At 33.6% G+C, this 17,845-nt stretch carries 19 protein-coding genes; 3 read left to right on the top strand and 16 right to left on the bottom strand.

The features are described from left to right. The 3 genes from V7056_RS03590 to V7056_RS03580 form a co-directional block, all read right to left on the bottom strand. Positions 1 to 899 (bottom strand): cation diffusion facilitator family transporter (locus tag V7056_RS03590; RefSeq protein ID WP_499699366.1); only part of this gene is annotated, 899 nt, incomplete at its 3' end. Positions 900 to 1,022: 123 nt separating this feature from the next. Further along, complete coding sequence (gene secDF, locus V7056_RS03585; RefSeq protein ID WP_499699364.1) at positions 1,023 to 3,260, bottom strand: protein translocase subunit SecDF; 2,238 nt, start codon at positions 3,258 to 3,260, stop codon at positions 1,023 to 1,025. A 101-nt stretch (positions 3,261 to 3,361) separates the two neighbouring features. After that, positions 3,362 to 3,640, bottom strand: coding sequence for a post-transcriptional regulator (locus V7056_RS03580; protein WP_499699362.1), 279 nt, complete (start codon positions 3,638 to 3,640; stop codon positions 3,362 to 3,364). A 152-nt stretch (positions 3,641 to 3,792) separates the two neighbouring features. Between V7056_RS03580 and spoVB the strand changes: the two genes are divergently transcribed. Next, on the top strand, positions 3,793 to 5,349 hold the full coding sequence (gene spoVB / locus V7056_RS03575; protein ID WP_499699360.1) for a stage V sporulation protein B: 1,557 nt from the start codon (positions 3,793 to 3,795) through the stop codon (positions 5,347 to 5,349). A gap of 138 nt (positions 5,350 to 5,487) precedes the next feature. Here the strand turns inward: spoVB and V7056_RS03570 are convergent, their stop codons facing one another. After that, entirely contained in the window at positions 5,488 to 6,138 is a 651-nt protein-coding gene (locus tag V7056_RS03570; RefSeq protein WP_499699358.1) for a DUF421 domain-containing protein, read from the bottom strand. 180 nt (positions 6,139 to 6,318) lie between these two features. Here V7056_RS03570 and V7056_RS03565 point away from each other — a divergent pair, with 180 nt between their 5' ends. Then, positions 6,319 to 6,702, top strand: coding sequence for a TIGR04086 family membrane protein (locus tag V7056_RS03565; RefSeq protein ID WP_499699356.1), 384 nt, complete (start codon positions 6,319 to 6,321; stop codon positions 6,700 to 6,702). Between the two features lie 69 nt (positions 6,703 to 6,771). Here the strand turns inward: V7056_RS03565 and yajC are convergent, their stop codons facing one another. The 6 genes from yajC to ruvA all read right to left on the bottom strand — a co-directional run bounded on the left by yajC (position 6,772) and on the right by ruvA (position 11,187). Then, positions 6,772 to 7,044 (bottom strand): preprotein translocase subunit YajC, encoded by a 273-nt coding sequence (gene yajC / locus V7056_RS03560; protein ID WP_499699354.1) that lies wholly within the window; start codon positions 7,042 to 7,044, stop codon positions 6,772 to 6,774. 26 nt (positions 7,045 to 7,070) lie between these two features. Then, entirely contained in the window at positions 7,071 to 8,210 is a 1,140-nt protein-coding gene (tgt, locus tag V7056_RS03555; protein WP_499699352.1) for a tRNA guanosine(34) transglycosylase Tgt, read from the bottom strand. 20 nt (positions 8,211 to 8,230) lie between these two features. Then, positions 8,231 to 9,259, bottom strand: coding sequence for a tRNA preQ1(34) S-adenosylmethionine ribosyltransferase-isomerase QueA (gene queA, locus V7056_RS03550; protein WP_499699350.1), 1,029 nt, complete (start codon positions 9,257 to 9,259; stop codon positions 8,231 to 8,233). A gap of 109 nt (positions 9,260 to 9,368) precedes the next feature. Continuing rightward, the gene (locus V7056_RS03545; RefSeq protein ID WP_499699348.1) at positions 9,369 to 9,566 is read right to left on the bottom strand and encodes a DUF2905 domain-containing protein; all 198 of its coding nucleotides are present in this window, start codon (positions 9,564 to 9,566) and stop codon (positions 9,369 to 9,371) included. Continuing rightward, positions 9,563 to 10,564: a Holliday junction branch migration DNA helicase RuvB gene (gene ruvB / locus V7056_RS03540; RefSeq protein WP_499699347.1), complete on the bottom strand. Its 1,002-nt coding sequence runs from the start codon at positions 10,562 to 10,564 to the stop codon at positions 9,563 to 9,565. The genes V7056_RS03545 and ruvB overlap by 4 nt, the downstream gene beginning before the upstream one ends. A 5-nt stretch (positions 10,565 to 10,569) precedes the next feature. Continuing rightward, complete coding sequence (gene ruvA, locus V7056_RS03535; protein ID WP_499699345.1) at positions 10,570 to 11,187, bottom strand: Holliday junction branch migration protein RuvA; 618 nt, start codon at positions 11,185 to 11,187, stop codon at positions 10,570 to 10,572. A gap of 119 nt (positions 11,188 to 11,306) precedes the next feature. Between ruvA and V7056_RS03530 the strand changes: the two genes are divergently transcribed. Next, complete coding sequence (locus V7056_RS03530; protein ID WP_499699343.1) at positions 11,307 to 11,846, top strand: GNAT family N-acetyltransferase; 540 nt, start codon at positions 11,307 to 11,309, stop codon at positions 11,844 to 11,846. Between the two features lie 177 nt (positions 11,847 to 12,023). Here V7056_RS03530 and V7056_RS03525 read toward each other — a convergent pair whose 3' ends face one another. The 6 genes from V7056_RS03525 to V7056_RS03500 form a co-directional block, all read right to left on the bottom strand. Then, positions 12,024 to 12,542: a BofC C-terminal domain-containing protein gene (locus V7056_RS03525; RefSeq protein ID WP_499699341.1), complete on the bottom strand. Its 519-nt coding sequence runs from the start codon at positions 12,540 to 12,542 to the stop codon at positions 12,024 to 12,026. A 259-nt stretch (positions 12,543 to 12,801) separates the two neighbouring features. After that, complete coding sequence (locus V7056_RS03520) at positions 12,802 to 13,266, bottom strand: GNAT family N-acetyltransferase (RefSeq protein ID WP_499699339.1); 465 nt, start codon at positions 13,264 to 13,266, stop codon at positions 12,802 to 12,804. A gap of 343 nt (positions 13,267 to 13,609) precedes the next feature. Further along, the gene (locus V7056_RS03515) at positions 13,610 to 15,823 is read right to left on the bottom strand and encodes a YhgE/Pip family protein (RefSeq protein WP_499699338.1); all 2,214 of its coding nucleotides are present in this window, start codon (positions 15,821 to 15,823) and stop codon (positions 13,610 to 13,612) included. A gap of 71 nt (positions 15,824 to 15,894) precedes the next feature. Then, entirely contained in the window at positions 15,895 to 16,467 is a 573-nt protein-coding gene (locus tag V7056_RS03510; RefSeq protein ID WP_499699336.1) for a TetR/AcrR family transcriptional regulator, read from the bottom strand. 203 nt (positions 16,468 to 16,670) lie between these two features. After that, complete coding sequence (locus tag V7056_RS03505; protein ID WP_499699334.1) at positions 16,671 to 17,447, bottom strand: YhcN/YlaJ family sporulation lipoprotein; 777 nt, start codon at positions 17,445 to 17,447, stop codon at positions 16,671 to 16,673. A gap of 176 nt (positions 17,448 to 17,623) precedes the next feature. Beyond that, positions 17,624 to 17,845, bottom strand: a 222-nt coding sequence (locus V7056_RS03500; RefSeq protein ID WP_499699332.1) for a hypothetical protein, incomplete at its 5' end; no start/stop codon positions are given.

Genomic DNA, 17,845 nt, shown 5'->3' with positions numbered 1-17,845 from the left:
GTATTATTTTTATCATTATATGGATTTATATGGACAAACACATTTTCTACATCCTTTTGTTCCATTAATTTCGCTTTTACATTTTTTCCAATCCTGTGTCCTTCTTCAACAGTAATATATGGATCGACTGAAACCTTTATATCAATAATGACATAATATCCATGCTCCCTAGCGTAAAGCGTATTTATATCTTTTACCCCTTCTATAGTCTTTACAATGTCCTTATATTGCAGTACATCTTCTTCATGAAGAACATGATCCATAGTTGTATGTATTGATTCAGCTCCAATATCCCATGCCATTTTTAAAATCATGATTGATACAATTAATCCTGCTGCAGGATCTGCATAGAGAAGAACTGGCATATCTATTTTCTCTCCAATAATGGCAACTCCAATCCCGATCATCGCAGCTGCTGATGAATATACATCAGAACGATGTTCATATGCATTTGCAATTATTGCATCACTATTTAATTTTTTCCCAAGTGCAAACTTGTAACGAAACATCCATTCTTTCAAAAATATTGAGATAAAAGCTGCAAGTAAAGCAATAACTTCTGGTGATTCAACTGGTTTAAAAAATGATTCAATAGAAGATTTACCAATCTCAATGCCAACAATGAATAATAGTACTGCTACAATGATTGCTGCAATTGATTCTGCTTTACCATGTCCATAAGGGTGATCTTCATCGGGTGGCATTTTTGCTGCCCTTAAACCAAATAACACTGCTAATGAACCTACTACATCAGATGCTGAATGCACTGCATCTGCCATTAATGCTTTACTATTTCCAATATACCCAATAATCATTTTGACAATTGCAAGGAGTAGATTACCATAAATTCCTATATAAGCACCTTTCTTGGCTTCTTTATACCGTTCTTCTTGCTCCATAAGTCTCTACCTACTTCCATTTATTACGACTTTGATCTATCAACACATTAATGTAGTATTTTCATTTCCGTTTAATTCTAAAACAAAAAGAGTATAAGCATTTAGCCTATACTCTTTAAAATTTTATTTTGCTTCTTCAGTCTCTATTACTTGATGTTTATCAAGTTGGCGTCCTTTTATAAACAACCAAATTTGAGATGCAATAAAGATAGAAGAATAAGTACCAACAACTAATCCGATTAATAATGCAATTGAGAAATTAAGAATTGCGCTACTACCAAAAATTAATAATGCAATTACTGCTAAAACTACTGTAAGTACAGTTTTAACAGAACGACCTAAAGTTTGGCGAATCGAATCATTTACAATTTCATTCAATTCTTCTCTAGTACGTATTTTCTTTTTAAGCTTCATATTTTCACGTACACGGTCGAACGTAACAATTGAGTCATTAATTGAATAACCAACAATCGTTAGAACAGCCGCAATAAATGTAATATCAACTTCTAATCTAAAAATACTAAATACAACAACAATGAAAAACGCATCATGAATCAATGCAATTACTGAAGCTAGAGCATAAGAGAATTGGAAACGTAAAGAAACGTATAGGATGATCCCTATTGATGCAATCACTAATGCTTTTAATGCATTGGCTGCTAATTCACGACCAACTACTGGGTCTACAGTACTTACATTCGGCTCAATTCCAAATTCAGTTATAAATTCTTTTTTCAATTTATTGATTTGATCTTTAGATAATACACCTTTAAACGCGATTGAACCGGCTTTTGCACCGTTATCTGATATCGTCGTGCTTTCGGCTTCTAAACCTAATTTATCTAGTTCTTCGTTAACAATTTGTTTTGTAACAGCTGTTTTTGATTCAAATGTTACACGTGTTCCACTTGCAAAATCAATTCCAAGATTTAAACGGAAAATTGAAAGGACAATTACCCCAATGATTGTTGTAATAATTGAGAAATACACAAATTTTCGTCCAATACTTACGAAATCGACTTTATCATACTTCGTTGGTGGGTGAGCTAAATTATGATTTAATCCTAAAATCTCACTTTGTTTAATGCCAAACCAAGTTTTTTTATTATTTAAATAACGACTTTGAACTAATAGAGAAAGTAATAAACGAGTTCCAAAAACCGCTGTAATAAAGCTGACTAAAATACTAACAATTAAACTTGTTGCAAAACCTTTTACAGAGCTTGTACCAAAGATAAATAATACTGTTGCTGCAAGTAATGTAGTGATATTCGCATCAAAAATTGTTGCAAATGAGCGTTGATTTCCAGCTCGGTAAGCAGATGCAACTGATTTACCTAATTTCAACTCGTCTTTTAATCGTTCATACGTAATGATATTATTATCTACCGCGATCCCGACACCTAGAATTAAGGCAGCAATACCTGGTAGAGTTAATACGGCATTCATCCAATCGAATACTAGTAATGTCACGTAAACATATGCAGTAAGCATGATACATGCAAGTAGTCCTGGTAAACGATAGAAGTAAAGCATGAATAAGAAGATGATGATAACCCCTACCATACCAGCTAAGATCGTTTCATGAAGTGCATCAGTACCAAACTTAGCTCCAATTGAAGTAGAGTATAATTCGTCAAGATGTACAGGTAGCGCACCCGCATTTAATAAATCAGCTAATTCTTTTGCACTTTCGACTGTAAAAGTAGATCCTACAATCGAAAGAGAATCATCTGTAAATACTTGATTTACACTAGCAGCTGATAAATATGTCGGTTTTTCTTTTGCTGATTCCTTTTTAAATGAATCTTGTCCTTCTTTAAAATCTAACCAAATAACCATCATGTTATTTGGAGGACCCATTTGTAAAACTTTGCTAGTTACGTTTTCAACTTTTTTAGCATCTTTGAATGTAATCGAAACACTTGGTTTATTCATTTCATCAAATGTTTGTTTAGATGCACCTTCTTTTAAATCTGCACCTGTCATTAATACTTTGTCATTTACATCGCGAATCGTTAAGTTCGCTTCAGTCGAAAGAATATCACGTGCTTTTGCTTGGTCTTTTACACCAGCTAATTGAACACGAATACGATCTTTTCCTTCGATTTGAATATTAGGTTCACTTACACCTAATACGTTAACACGTTTTTCTAATGCTTTTGCTGTACTTACTAATACAGTTTTATTTACTTTTTCGTCTTCTTTAATTGGTTTGACCTTATAAAGTACTTCAAAGCCGCCCTGTAGATCAAGACCTAGCTTTATTTTGTTCGCAGTACCCATTACAGTCGTTCCAATTACCGCTGCTAAAACAGCAATAATTAAGAAGAAAGCAACTATTCTGTTACGCTTCACCATTTTGTGAATTTCCTCCTCTAAATTGTCCAAGTCTAGTATAAAAATGGTATGTATTCATTCTTTCATTATACAAATGCAATTTTTTCATTGTCAATTTTTGGCTAGATTGACTCCCCAAATTGCCATGTAGGAGATTTAAACGATTCAATTCGAATATAATTCATATAATCATTTACAGTTAAAGAGAGTATGTCCTCAACAAGTTGAAATAATTTCGGTTCGTCCTCATTCTTTCGCCATAAAGTGTTTTCCAGGCATTGCCACAATTCATCCTCACTGACGGTATCATATCCAAGCATTTTAAACTCGTCCAATTTACTTTCTATTACAACTTGTAGCTTCGGTTTATATTCAGAAACCTTCTCACGAAACGCCGACATACTCTTCCCTCCTAATTTTCTGTATTTTTAGAAAAATGACGTTAGTCCATATTTTTTCATTCTCTAGATGTGAACTTGTCATGCTTGGCTACATTTAAAGCATATATATAATTGTAAATCATTCTAGGCAGTTTGAGAAGGTGGTAAACGCTATGTCAAAGCAAACGTTTTTAAGAGGGACGTTTTTTTTACTAATTGCGGGACTTATTACGCGAATATTAGGATTTTTTAATCGTATTGTAGTAGCAAGAATTATGGGAGAAGAAGGCGTCGGATTATATATGATGGCTGTACCAACATTGTTTTTAGTTATGACCTTAACGCAATTAGGTTTACCAATTGCAATTTCTAAATTGATTGCAGAAGCCGTAGCACAACAGAGACAAGATCGAATAAAGAAAATTTTAGCTGTCTCAATGACCATAACTGGTATTCTAAGCATTATCTTTACAACCGCGATGATCTTCTTATCCCCATATATAGCAAAAAATTTACTAACTGATGCTAGAACGATGTATCCTTTAATTGCAATCGCTCCAGTTGTACCGATTATTGCGATCTCATCAGTTTTACGTGGCTATTTTCAAGGTGTTCAAAACATGCGTCCATCTTCGTTCTCTCAAGTTATTGAGCAGACTGTACGTATTGTTTTAGTAGCAGTGTGTACCCAAACATTTTTGCCATATGGAGTAGAATTTGCTGCTAGCGGGGCTATTATTTCAGCAGTTTTCGGAGAATTAGCTTCACTGGTTTATATGCTATATGTATTTAGGAAAGAAAAAAATGCAAAGTTTATAACTGGTTTTCGTTCAAACATTAAAGATGGCAAAAAAACGCTAAGTGATTTATTAGGTATTGCTTTACCAACTACAGGTAGCCGTTTAATTGGTTCCATTTCAATGTTTTTAGAACCAATTGTTGTTTCCCAAAGTTTAGCGATCGCCGGCGTTACAGCAATAGCAGCGACTAAACAATATGGTTTGCTTTCTGGTTATGCCTTACCATTATTACTACTCCCAGCGTTTATCACTTACGCACTATCAACCTCTCTTGTTCCTGCCATAAGTGAAGCAATGGCAAAAAAAGATCGCATTACAGTAGAACGAAGATTACAACAATCACTCCGATATTCCATGATTGCTGGCGGATGGTCTGTTGTCATTCTCTATGTTTTTGCATCTCCGATCTTAACTTTAATGTATAAAAGTGACCAGGCAACACCTTTCATATTATTACTTGCACCTTGTTTTATCTTTTATTATTTCCAAGGACCTCTTCAAGCTGTTCTTCAGGCATTAAATCTTGCAAATTCGGCAATGATAAATAGTTTTGTTGGTTCAGTCGTAAAAATCGCCTTCATTCTTTTACTAGCGACCAATCCAAAATTTGGTATAAACGGAGTCGCTTTGGCAATGAACATAAGCATTGTCACGATTACAGTACTTCACTTCTTTACTGTACTAAAAGCAATTCAATTTACTATCTATATTAAAGACTATGTTTACTGCTTAATTATTTTAGGAGCTTGTATTTACTTAGGCAATTTTATAAAGCACTATGTAGTATTCTCATCTTCATTATTAGTACAAACCTTATCTAGTATCTCAATTGTCACGCTAATGTACATACTATTGATTCTGCTTTTTAATTTAATAAAGAAAGATGAAATCATTCGACTTCCATTTTTCAATAAAATCATTACTAGATAATTTGCTTTTGAAAATTTCCCTACAAAAAAAGTGTCTATTATACAAAAGTATATAGGCACTTTTTTTGACCGCTTCTTTTTGCTACTGTGTAGGCAATAGGGACTCTGCTCATTTTTCTAATATCACTCTTCACCTACATCACTTATCCACTTTCTTATCAATAAACACTTCACCATCTCTTACACTACAATATGAGATTTGCTCAAAATGTGTATAGCCATGATTTTTTAATTGTTGAAGTAACCATATTTTATCTTTTTTATAATGAATAAGATTATCTTCTTGAACGATTCCATCTAGAATGAGTGGAAACGTTAATGCACTATGGTCACTCTCTTCAGACTTCTTTTTAAAAATAGATAGTTTTCCTGACGGTTCTAGAATAGCGTATTCAACATCTCTTATATCACCAATATCCTTTTCTCTTAGTTGTAAAAGAAGATCATCAAACGTATATCTTTGTTTCTTCATTTCTTTTTCAAGTACTTTCCCGTTACTAATGATGAAAACCGGCGTACCATCTAATAACTTTCTAAACTTAACACTTTTTAATGAAATGATAGATAAAATAATTTGAATGATGACAATTAGTAACATAGGATATACGACTTCGAAAATTGGTTCCTGATGCCTATCTATGCCAATTGCAGCAATTTCAGTTAATAAAATAAAAACGACTAAGTCTAATAAACTTAATTCACCAATCTCTCTCTTCCCCATAACCCGAAACAAAAAAGCGATGATTAAATAGATAACAATCGTACGAATCGTCATAGAACCAAGATCCATTCACTACTCACCTCACAGCCATAACTAATCAATAAATATCCTATTTCTATTAAATGAAAACTCTTAACTCTACTATGAAAGTCCAATATAAATTACTATTTGTATTTATGCTATAAGTATTCTAAAAATCCAACTCATGAATATGCTTGTATTAAAGAGTGTACAAGGGGGGAATTATAGATGAAAAAAACAGCAGTAGCTGTCTCTTATGGTGTTTTAACCATTTTGTTATTAGTATTGTCAATTAGTTTAATTTTATCATTATTACTTAGACTAACTTCACTGTCCGAAGCAAGTGTGACAACAACAACATTTGTACTATCTTTTATTATTATGTTAATCGGTGGGTTTGTAACTGGTGCTAAAGGGAAGGAAAAAGGATGGTTACTAGGTTTATTAACAAGTGGAGCTTATTCTATATTTGTATTTTTTGTACAATTCCTAGGGTTTGACCGTACATTTTCTAAAGAGCAGTTAATGTATCATGCCATCTTTATTGCAATTTGTATGTTAGGTTCTATTTTTGGGGTAAATACAGCAAGTAATAAATCTTATAATCGCTAATCCATTATAAAATGGAAAAAACGCTAGCTTATCAAATAAACTAGCGTTTTTACGTTCCATCAAAACGATTTATGCATTCGCTTTAGATTCACGGATTGCGTTTCGATCGAAAACTAAACGTGAACCATCTGCTGTTTTTAATGTGATTGTGTGATTTTCTTCGTTGATTGAATCAACTGTTCCATGTAACCCACCAATTGTTACAATCGCATCGCCTTTACCAATTGCAGCTTGCATTGCAGCAGTTGCTTTTTGACGCTTTTGTTGAGGACGAATTAATAAGAAGTAGAAAATTACAAACATTAATATTAATGGTAAAATCCCTGCTATTCCACCTGACATTTTTTTCTTCCTTTCATTATGTAAAATTAGAAGTTCCTAGCATTCGGTTTATTGAAGCCATATTGCTCGAAGAATTCTTCTCTGAAATCTCCTAAACGGTCTTCACGGATTGCTTGACGAACTTGTTCCATTAATTGTAACAGAAAATGTAAGTTATGATAAGTAGTCAATCTCATTCCAAACGTTTCTTCACATCGAATAAGGTGTCGGATGTATGCTCTTGTATAGTTTTTGCATGTATAGCAATCACAATTTGGATCAAGTGGTGAATAATCCTCTGCATACTTTGCATTTTTAATGACTAATCTACCTTCACTTGTCATACATGTACCATTTCTTGCAATACGAGTTGGAAGTACACAATCAAACATATCGACACCGCGAATTGCGCCATCAATTAAAGAGTCAGGAGACCCTACACCCATTAAATAACGTGGTTTATTTGTAGGTAGTAATGGTGTTGTAAACTCTAATACTCTATTCATTACGTCCTTTGGCTCACCAACTGATAACCCTCCAATAGCATAACCTGGGAAATCTAATGAAACTAGATCCTTTGCACTTTGTTTACGAAGCTCTTCATATTCTCCACCTTGAACAATTCCAAATAATCCTTGATCCTCTGGACGTGCATGTGAATTTAAGCATCGCTCAGCCCATCTACTAGTACGCTCCACAGAACGTTTCATATAATCATATTCAGCAGGATACGGAGGACACTCGTCAAATGCCATCATGATATCAGAGCCTAAAGCATTTTGTATTTCCATTGCTTTTTCTGGTGATAAGAATAGTTTATCCCCATTTAAATGATTACGGAAGTGTACGCCCTCTTCCTCAATTTTACGGAATTGGCTTAAGCTAAAAACTTGGAAACCGCCAGAATCCGTCAATATTGGTCGGTCCCAGTTCATGAATTTATGTAATCCACCTGCGTTTTTAATGATTTCATGACCTGGTCTAAGCCATAGGTGATATGTATTACTTAAAATAATACCTGCGCCCATCGCTTTTAAATCTTCAGGAGACATTGTTTTTACTGTTGCTAATGTACCTACTGGCATAAATGTAGGCGTCTCAAAAGAACCATGCGGTGTATGGACGATTCCTAATCTTGCACCAGTTTGTTTACAAGTTTTTATATGTTCATATCGTATTGCTGTCATTTTTAGATTCCCTTCAATTCTTAAAGTATTAACATTGCATCGCCAAAACTAAAAAAGCGATATCTTTGTTCAACTGCTTGATTGTATGCAGATAGAACTGCTTCTCTTCCAGCTAAAGCACTAATTAACATTATTAAAGTAGATTTTGGTAGATGGAAGTTCGTAATCATCCCATTGATTCCCATAAATTGATAACCAGGGTAGATAAAGATAGACGTCCAACCACTGCAACCTACAAATTTACCATCATTTGCCGTTGCAATCGTCTCAACAGTACGAGTGGATGTTGTTCCAACTGTTATTATTCTTCCCCCGTTTGCCTTTGTTTCATTTAATAGGTTTGCAGTTTCATCAGACATGAAGTAGTATTCAGCATGCATATCGTGCTCCTCAATGGAATCAACACTTACAGGTCTAAACGTTCCTAAACCAACATGTAGCGTAATAAATGCAAGTTTAACGCCTTTCTCTTGAACTTTGTTTAAAAGTTCTTTCGTAAAATGTAAACCTGCCGTCGGGGCAGCTGCGGAACCAATTTCCTTTGCAAAGACTGTTTGATAGCGATCTTTATCATCCAATTTTTCTTTAATATAAGGAGGTAGTGGCATTTCACCAAGTTGATCAAGTATTTCATAAAAAATACCATCATAATGAAACTGAAGTTTTCTTCCACCTTGCTCACTTGTACCAACACATTCAGCCTTTAAACGGCCATCACCAAATTGAATGATCGTGCCTTCTTTTACTCTTTTTGCAGGCTTTACTAGTGTTTCCCAAACATCCTTTTCTTCTTGCTGAAGTAATAAAACTTCAATTTGCGCACCAGTATCTTCTTTTTCACCAAATAATCTAGCAGGCATTACTTTCGTTTCATTTAAAACAAGGCAATCCCCTTCTTGTAAATACGCCAATACATCTGGAAACTGTTTATGTTCAACTTTGCCAGTCTCTTTATTCAATACCATTAATCTAGATGCTTCACGATCTAACAGGGGTGTTTGCGCAATTAACTCTTCTGGTAAATCGAAATCAAATAATTGTACATCCATACTTTCACCTATTTCTATATTAATAACAGAATGGGAAGTAAAGAAACAAATTGTTTATTCGCTTCTTACAATTGATCTCCCCACTTTTCCTTAACTTTTTACCTCTAACCTATTTTCTCCCAAACAATGAGAAAATAAGTGATAAAATAACGCTAATGATAATGCATGTTACGATTGGAAAGTAAAAAGATACATTCCCTTTTTTAACGAATATGTCGCCTGGTAATTTTCCAAAAAAGCGTAATGATATCCCAACAACAAGTAGAACAATTCCAAGTGTTATTAGTACTTTTGACATCTCAATCATTGTTTTGGAACCTCTAATCCGAAGTGTTTATAAGTTAAATCCGAAACAATTCTACCTCTTGGCGTTCTTTGAAGAAATCCAATTTGAAGTAAGTAGGGTTCGTAGACATCTTCGATTGTTTGTGATTCTTCTCCAATTGAAGCTGCAATCGTATCAAGTCCCACAGGACCACCTCTAAAACGTTCAATAATCGCTAAAAGTAATTTATGATCAATATGATCAAGTCCAACTTCATCTACCTGCATTTGAATTAACGAGCTTTTTGCTATATCAAATGTGATGATACCACTTCCTTGAACTTGAGCAAAATCTCTCACCCTACGTAGTAATCGATTTGCAATCCTAGGTGTTCCTCTAGACCTTCTAGCGACTTCTAATGTTGCATCTTTTTCAATTTCCATTCCAAATAATTCAGCTGTACGTTTTACGATTAATGCAAGTTGTTCTACTGTGTAAAACTCTAATCGATTTAATACCCCAAATCGGTCTCGCAGTGGTGCTGATAGTAAACCGGCTCTAGTTGTTGCGCCTATTAAAGTGAAAGGAGGTAAATCAATTCGAACTGAGCGTGCAGTGGCATCTTTACCAATTACGATGTCAAAGAAAAAATCCTCCATCGCGGGGTAAAGTACTTCTTCAACTGTCCTTGGTAGGCGGTGAATTTCATCGATAAACAAAACATCCCCAGGTTGAAGTGATGTTAAAACAGCTGCTAAATCACCAGATCGCTCGATGGCAGGCCCTGATGTCGTTTTAAATCCAACGCCAAGTTCATTTGCTATTATTGCAGCTAATGTAGTTTTACCTAACCCTGGAGGACCATATAATAGAACATGGTCTAAAGATTCACTACGCATTTTAGCGGCTTCTATGAAAACTTGTAAATTCTTTTTTACTTTATCTTGTCCTATGTATTCTCTTAGAGACTGAGGTCGTAAAGAAAGCTCTTGATCAAATTCTTCACTTTGACTCTCACTAGATAAAATCCGGTCATCCATTGATATCACCTCTTAGCTTGCAATAATAATTGAAGAGCTTTTTTAATATATTCATCAGTTGACAGATTTTCTGCTTTTAGTATTGGAATTAATTTTTTCGTTTCTTTATCAGCATAACCTAATGCTTTCAATGCTTCCATAGCATCATCTAAGGATGAAGCCGCTTGTTCTTTTTCTACTATCGCATCAATATCAGTAAATAAATCGACTTGCACAACGCCAAATACTTTTTCAAGTTTCCCTTTCAAATCAAGGATCATTTGTCTTGCAGTCTTTTTACCGACACCTGGAAATTTTGTTAAAAATGTTTCGTCTTCTTCTTCAATCGCTTGAACAATTTTGTTCGGTTCACCAGTTGCAACGATTGCTAAAGCACCTTTTGGACCGATTCCAGAAACACTTAATAGCTTTTGAAATAAAGTACGTTCATCCATTGTTTTAAAACCATATAGCATCATTATATCTTCTCTAACATAGTGATGTGTGTAAACTTTTATTTCTTCTTTCGAAGGTCTAAAAACGAAAGGATTCGGCGTTACTAATTGATATCCTATTCCATTATGATCGATAACAATATATTCAGGACCAACCCATTCTATCTTTCCAATTATATATTCGTACATGGTACTCTCCCCTTTTTACATGTATTCCATTGTACCATATAAAGAAGAAGGAAAAAAATAGACGACTGTCGAAAATGTCGAAAATAGAATTTTTATCATAAAAGGAGGCTGTTATTTATATGTTTCCATTGATAACATCGGAACGCCTTTATTTAAGGGAAATTGAGGTAACTGATTTAAATCGGATGTATTCAATACTAACCATAGAAAATGTGACCCGCTATTACGGGCTTGATACAATCAATAATACTAGTGAGGTATTGGATCTTATTCATTACTTTAAAGAGATGTTTGCAACAAAAAAAGGGATTCGTTGGGGGATCGTAAATAGAGAAACAAATACGTTAATAGGTTCTTGTGGCCTTAATGCCTATCAAGAACGAAATAAAAGAGCTGAGGTAGGATATGAACTTCATCCTGATTACTGGGGTCATGGGTATGCGTCCGAAGCTGTAAAAGCAATTTGTACATACGCTTTTGATCAATTGAACCTGAATCGAATTGGTGCAATCGTCTACCCAGAAAATATTCCTTCTCAAAAACTACTTGAAAAACTAGGGTTCGTAAATGAAGGATTATTGAGAGAGTATTTAATTCAAGATGAAATAGCTCACTCTACGATTTCCTATTCAATCTTACGAAATGAATGGAAATATTAAACTAAACGCAAAATGGACTTGTTATGAAACAAGTCCATTCATACGATTCGCCAAACACTCGCTTTCTTGGTAGCTTCACCGGCTAGAGCTCATTACCGGCGAGGTAAAACTGATCCGCTTTTGGCATCAAACCTTGAAAGACAAGTAGCGTTTTCAATCAGTCTGAAAATCTAATTTTTACGTATCTTTACGTGCATATTCTCTTAAATAATTTAAAATATGATCATATCTTTTTTTCGTTGATATCTTAATGCCTCTTTCAAGTTGTTTCTGTTTATTTACTTCTAATTTATTCGTGTCAATCTGAAAGAAAGATTCAATAATATTATTTCCACTAGGTGTACCAATATATAAATTCAACATGCCTTTGCTATTAATACCAATATAGCCTTTTGATTTTAAAGTTGGTGAAAGGTCATCTATTTTTTTCAGTAATACGATTTCATCATCATTTTCCTCTATTACTTTCCAATCTTTAAACTCTCTTTTGACTTGATTTAGAGTTTTGTGTTGATTGATATATATTTCCTCTATCACTTCTCCATTCACGTAAACTTTATGAAGAATGATTGTGATTCCCTTTTTTTCAGTAGAATAATCGTATGAATCCACCTGATTGAGCTCTGCCGATGTTTCAGTTTGTGTTGGAATAAATAAGAAAAGCAAACATACTAGAATCAAAATAAACTTATTCACAAACATCAACTCCTATAGACATATTGTACAAGCTTTTTTAGTTTGACCATTATTTTTAACTTTATCCTATTTCAATCTAACAAAAAAAAGCCCATAAAGAGTCACCTTTATGAGCTAATAGGGGGTTAATAAATAGCAAACAAAGCGATATTCAATAATGTAAAAAAGAAATTCTAATTCTTCTTATTACTATTATTTTATCATTTTCTCTTTGCTAAATTTCTTTATTATTTGAACATTTTTTGAATTATTTCACTTTTTAGTTAACTATTGTTTCTCTTTCAAATAAAGAAATATAAAAGTTAGGCGCGACTTCTATATTTTTTAGAAATGCAAAGCCTTCACTTTTATATAAATTAATAGCTGGAATATTATCTGCTCCTGTACTTACGATTACTTTTTCATGAGGTCTAACAATTTCGTTCATAAAGTATTTTAGTAATTTCCTGGCGATGCCTTGTTTAAAATAGGTAGGCTGAACAACCAATCTACATATTTGATACTCATTTTCATCTTTTGAGTAGGATAAAAAAGCTATTATTTGATTCTCATGGAGATAACCAATAAATAATTCAGTTGAAGTTTCAATTGTTTCAACAGTATCCTTTAATTGCGGGATTCCATCAAACCCAATAATTTGTGCCTCTATTTTGTATGCGGGAATTTGTACATCTAATATTTGCTTTGCAGTTTGACGATCTTGATGATTGATTTGTTTAATCATTTTTAACGATCTCCTTCCATCAAATCATATATCTATTATCTCATGCTCTTATGACAAGGCAAGTCTAATAGGGTCTTAATAGATTCAATAAAAAAAGTATGATGATAATTTACACTCCAGGACATTTTTACACTCTAGATTAATCACTTTCCATTGAGGGTTCGCTCAGCTTCCTCAGCGTATTCGAGCCGTCTGTGGGTTCTCAGTTGTCCCACATCTCTTATAGGAGTCGAGCATCCTGGAATGGAAATCAACATTCTTCTTTTAAAAGAGCAGAATTTAAAGAAGCATTAACTGTACTAACAAACAAAAACCCTATCAAATTGATAGGGTTTTATCGATATTAAGCATTAATCGTTTGATTTTCATTTAACTGACTACCGTGTTGCTTTTTGAAGCTCACTACGAAATACATTAAAGTAATTGAGCTAAATAGCACTATAAATCCTGCAAGAATACCTACATTTTGCCACATAAAGCTGAAGTCTCCAGTTGAAATAACTGCTTTAAATGCGCTTACCGTGTAAGTCATTGGTAAAAATGCATTAAAGTGTTGTAAGAAATCTGGTACTAATTCTAGTGGGAATGTTCCTGCACTTGTTGTTAACTGTAAAATTAACGCAATGATTGCAAGGAATCGACCTGCGTCGCCGAATACAGTTACTAACATTTGAATTAAAGCTAAAAATGCAAAACTTGCTACTAAGCTGATTAATAAGTAATACGGTAAAGATTTTACATCTAATCCTAATAATGTGATTAATGCAAAGCTTGCTACAAGTGATTGAATAATCCCAACACCAATTAGGATGCTCGTTTTTCCTGCATACCAGCTAAATGGATTGCGAGGTTTAGAAGCAGCTTCTCTTAGTGGGAATACTACAGAAAGTAATAAGCCTCCAACATATAATCCCATTGATAAGAAATACGGTGTAAAACCTGTTCCATAGTTAGGAACTGCATTTACACTATCTTTTTCAAGTGTAACTGGATCAGAATACATATCTAATTGTTCATCATTAGTTGATACATCACTAGTTTTAGACTTAGCATCACCAAGCTTGCTTGATAATTCACTAGTTCCATCTTTAATTTTTGTTAATCCATCTTCTAATTGAATTGAACCACCTTTTAATTGATCTACACCTGATACTAATTGCGGAGTATTACCATTTAAAGTTGAAATCCCATTTGAAATTTGATTCATACCACCTAATAATTTAGATGAGTTATCATTTAATTGATGTGCACCAGCAGATAGTTGATTGATGCCATTCACTAAAAGTGGAGCTTTTTCATTTAATTGATTCAATCCATTTGAAACTTCAGTCTGACCTTTAGCTAATTTTGAGACACCTGTTGCAAGTTCTTTGTGCGAGTCATTCAGTTTTTGAGCGCCTCCTGATAAACTCTCTCCACCAGCAGATAATTTATCTGCACCTGCAGATAATTGAGAGATACCAGTTGATACAGTTTTACTGCCTGAAACTAATGCCTCTATTTTAGCTTTATACACTGCTTGTTGTTCAGCAGGTAATGTAGCTAATAATGGTGCCATTTCTTTTTGAAGTTGTTCAATTCCAGCAGCGACTTGTTGTGCACCCGCTGCTGCCGATGTTGCACCTTTATTCCATTCTTTTAGTCCTAAAGAAATGGATTTTGATCCTTCAAGTAATTGAGCTGAGCCATCTTGCAAAGCAGGCATTTTTCCATTTAACTGATTTAAACCATCATTTACTTGATTAGACCCTTGTGCCAATTGATTAATACCTGACCCTAGTGGTCCTGCATTTGATTCTAATTGTTTTAATCCATCGTTTACTTGACTAACGCCTGAAGTATATTGAGTTAATCCATTTAATTCTTGTTTTGAACCATCATCAAGCTTTCCAACACCTTCTTTTAATTCTACTGACTTACTTGAAAGTTCTTTTAAACCATTCGAAAGTTTTGTAGATCCATCCTTGGCGTCTCCTACACCTTTATCAAGCTTTGCCGATCCATCGCTTGCTTTCGATATTCCATCAGTTAACTCACCGATACTATCATATATTGTTTCGACATAAGTTCTTGAAATAGTGTTTGCTATTTTTTCTTTAATTTTTTCAGCTGCAGTACCACCTATTTGACCAGATAAGAAGTTAAATCCTTCATTTGGAATATATTCCATTGTCAATTTTTTAGGTGAATCCTCAGTTACTGTAGCTGCATTTTTAGAAAAATCTTTTGGAATTCGGACAGCCATGTAGTAATCTTGATTTTTCAAGCCTTTCATTGCTTTTTCATTATCGACAAATGTCCATTTGAAATTATCGTCATTTTTTAGATTATCGACCAATTCATTACCAACTTGAATTTGTTTACCTTCTAACTCAGTACCTTCATCAAGATTAACGACTGCAACTGGAATTTGATCTAATTTATCATATGGATCCCAAAATGCCCATAAAAACATACCACTATAAAGTAATGGTACTAACAACACTGCAATGATTGGAACTAGAAGTTTCTTATTGCGAACAATATTGCTAAATTCCTTTCCAAATTGTGAGTTCAAACTATATTCCCCCTTGTACTAATTGACCAATTTGTTCATTTGGTCATTTTATACTATAAATTAAATGGATATCATTTTGATAATCCATTTAGAATATAAAAATTAAATAGTTCTGTTATTTTTTGTGGACTAAGTGCTTCATGTTCTCTTTCCCATTCAATTTTTAAAGTAGTGTAAAGTCTTAACATAATTAAAGCAGTCATTTCTGGATCACATGCAACAATTTCATTTTTCTGGATTGCTTCTTCAATTTTCTTTTTAATGTAAATAATAATTGAATTATTTAACCGTTTTAGCGCATCATGTACTGCTACTGTGCCTAATTCTTTTTGTTCTTGAATTAGCTTAATTGTTAAATCATGTTCACTATGAAATGCAATAAATACTTCTAACCCTTTATGAGCTTTCTCGATAAATGAATCTTCATCTCGAATTGATTGTTCAGCTAAGTATTTCATTTCAATAATTAAGTTATTGATGATTTCATCAAATAATTCTTCTTTATTTTTGAAAAAAGTATAAATTGTTCCTTTACCAACATTTGCTTGTTTGGCAATTTGACTCATAGTTGTCGCCTTATAGCCAAATATTGTAAAAGATTTTGTTGCTGCATCTAATATAAACTGCTTCTTTACATTACTCACATAGTCCCTCCTATTCGACTAACTGACCAAATTTGTTTTTTGGTCATTTTTAGGATAAATACACTTTAGCATACAATATTAGTCTTTTCAATTCTTTTTTCTTTTATTTTATTTTATAACTTTACAAACAATCAATGAGATCAGATCGGCAACTCATCGTTATTTAAAAAAAGGAAGAAGCTTAAGCCTCTTCCTTTTTTACATTACTTGTTGTTAGTCGTAATATCTTTTACGCCACGTTTAACATCTTGATACATGTCTTTAACATCATTCTTTGTATTACGAATGATATTATTCGTGTCATTTGGAATATTCATGATATCATTTCGTACATTACCATCAAATGTGACATATACTTTTTTACCACTTGTATATGGTGATAATGTATTTTTGATTTTTGAACGAAGTGCACCTTCGTCAACGTTCTTATTCGTTAAATCTACAGCAACAAGTAGTTGATCTCCAACGACAATTGTTTTTGCGTCATTTACATTTGTCATTTGTTCTACTCGTTTTGAGATTTGATCTGCGTAAATTCTATCCCCTTCGTTCATTCTGGTGTTAGTACTAATATTTGTAAATGGTATGAGTGAGTTATCATTTACATCATTAGTTGTATTATAACGAGTCTGATCAGTTAATGAATATTGATTGTTATAATTATTGGCATTACGTGTAGTCTTTCCATCACGGATAATGCCATCATTTTTATATTCACTATTTAATCCTTCGTTAATACGGTCATTACCAAAATGAACATTTTGTTTGGCATACATATCTCTATTGTTTGGATAATTTAAATCATTAACATAACGCTCATTCACCGCATAAGGGTTAGTCGGTCTATTGTCGAAGTTCACTCTTTCGTATCCAACTTTGTCATTACGGTCATTCATTGCATTATTATTTGTGCCACAACCAGATAAAGCTAATGCAGTTATAACAGTACCAGTAGCTACGATTAGACCTTTTTTATTCAAAATAAAAACCTCCCTTTAACTACAGCTATTTGTAATACCTCAAGAGCATTACATAGTTAGGTTGACCAATTAGGAGATTTTTAAATTGTTAATTGATGGGTTACTAACAATTAAAAGGCAATCATAAAAAAACAGACGATTTCATGATAGAAATCGCCTGATCAAAATCCATGAATTTAATTTTCGTCTTCCTCAAAGTACGGTACACCATAAGAAGATTGATTTTGTGCATATGGAGTGAATAATTGTGAACTCGGATCAAAATACGGATTAGGTTGACCACGATACATTGGGCCATTCGGTCCTTCTGAATATGGCGAAACAACTGGACCATTATTACCTTGGAACTTAGGGTAATCCATTGGGCCTGTGTATGCTGGCAATGTTTGTGGGAAGTT

Source organism: Bacillus sp. JJ664, from assembly GCF_036962205.1.
Classification (GTDB): Bacteria; Bacillota; Bacilli; order Bacillales; family Bacillaceae_G; genus Gottfriedia.
Note: the sequence above shows the minus strand (reverse complement) of the source record. Positions and strands in the feature narration are given on the sequence as shown.